This is a genomic window from Streptomyces sp. P5F9 (genome assembly GCF_057961495.1).
On the sequence record NZ_JBXVPZ010000885.1, the window covers coordinates 1 to 1,564 of the forward strand.

Consider the following 1,564-nt stretch of genomic DNA (forward strand, 5'->3'; position numbering starts at 1 on the left):
TAGTCGAGGTACTCGGCGAAGTAGTCGTCGTCAGCGGGAGGTTGGCCGTTCGCCGCCGCTTTCACCAGGCGGTCGAGTACGGGCGCGATCGTGGTCGCGTAACTACCGGCCGACCGGTAGCCGAGTGCCGTGGCGGCGGAGATGTCGAGGACGATCGGATGCGCGGAGTCCCAGGGGGTGCGGCCCAAGCCGGCCGGCGCCGCCGTGTCGTCCAGCAGCACCTCCTCCCACTCATGGCCCAGGTGCCCCGCGATCGTCCGGCAGATCTCCAGCACGCTGGGCGCGTCCGGGTCGGCGCAGTTGAGGACGCGGTTGCCCGGCCGCTCGGCGACCGTCTCGATGAGCGCGGCGAGATTCGCGGCGGCGGTGGTGTGGGCGACCCCGGCACCTCGCCGGGCCAGCAGCAAGGCCCTACGGCCGTCCAACACCCGCTTGACGACGGCCCATTCACGCGCCGGTGACGCCCCGACCCCATGGATCTGCGAGGGACGCAGCACGCTGATGGGCAACCCGCTCTCCAGGGCGACGAGTTCGGCGGCGACCTTGTTCGCGCCGTAGCCCTCGCGCGAGCGGTGGTCGATGTCGTCGCGCGGGGTCATGGTCGGGTGGGTCTCGGAGATCGGGCCGGAGAAGCGGGGCGGGGTCGATGAGTTGATGTGGTTGCCCGCCGCGTCGATGTAGACGGCCCGGCCGGATATCAGCGCGGTGGAGGTCGCGTGCGCGGCCAACGGCAGCAGCGAACGGGCGTCGGCGGCGGTGAAGCAGAGGCAGTCGACGAGAAGGTCGGTTCCCTCGCCGACGACGGCCCGCAGGGCGGTGGAGTCCGCACGGTCCACTGCCCTGAACTCACCCCCGAGCGCGCTCAGTTCGGGCGGCATGCGAGCGGCGTCCCGGCCGGTCACGTCCACCTTCCATCCGGCGACCAGCAGACGATGCGCGGCGGCACGCCCGACCGGACCGGTTCCGCCGAGGATGAGGGCACGGGGCATGAAGGGATCGTAGGCCAGTACCGGGGACGGGAGTCGGCGCTTTGCGGAGCCCTGCGGCTGGGGGCGCTCAATGCGCTCAAAGGCCCTTACCGTGCACGGGAGTTGTCGTTTCCCGGATCTCTGCGGTTGTGGGAGTGGCGGCTGGGTCGGCGTGACGCCGTAGCGCCGGGCCGGTCGTACCCGTAGCGCACCGGTGGTGATGACGGCCACGGACTCCGGACGGTGCGCGGGAGCCGGTGCGTCCCGAGGTCCTACGGTCCCGAGGCCCCTGTCCGCGCCGCCGTGGCGTCGTACTGCCAGAGCGGTCGGACCAGCAGTGCCCCCGCGATGACGACGATCACGCACAGCAGCGAGCTGCCGTCCACGCGAGGCCGAGGCCGAGGCCGAGGCCTGTCGTGGAGGCCATCGCGCCGGCGCGCAGGTCGCCGAGGCGGGGGCCGCCCGCGACGACGGTGAAGACGCCATCGGACCCGGGGGACAGGCCTGCGTCCTGCCGAACCCCGCTCCGGTACATCTACTTCCGCGGTACCCCAGAAGACCCCCGCACCATCAACTCCCCCCGAACCGTGGCGATC

The 1,564-nt window shown here is 71.9% G+C and carries 1 protein-coding gene; it reads right to left on the bottom strand.

The genetic code is table 11. The annotated features are described in order from the left end of the window. On the bottom strand, nt 1-989 hold a 989-nt coding region (locus AC31A1_RS51175; RefSeq protein WP_489659877.1), incomplete at its 3' end, for an NAD-dependent epimerase/dehydratase family protein. Nucleotides 990-1,564: the final 575 nt, after the last annotated feature.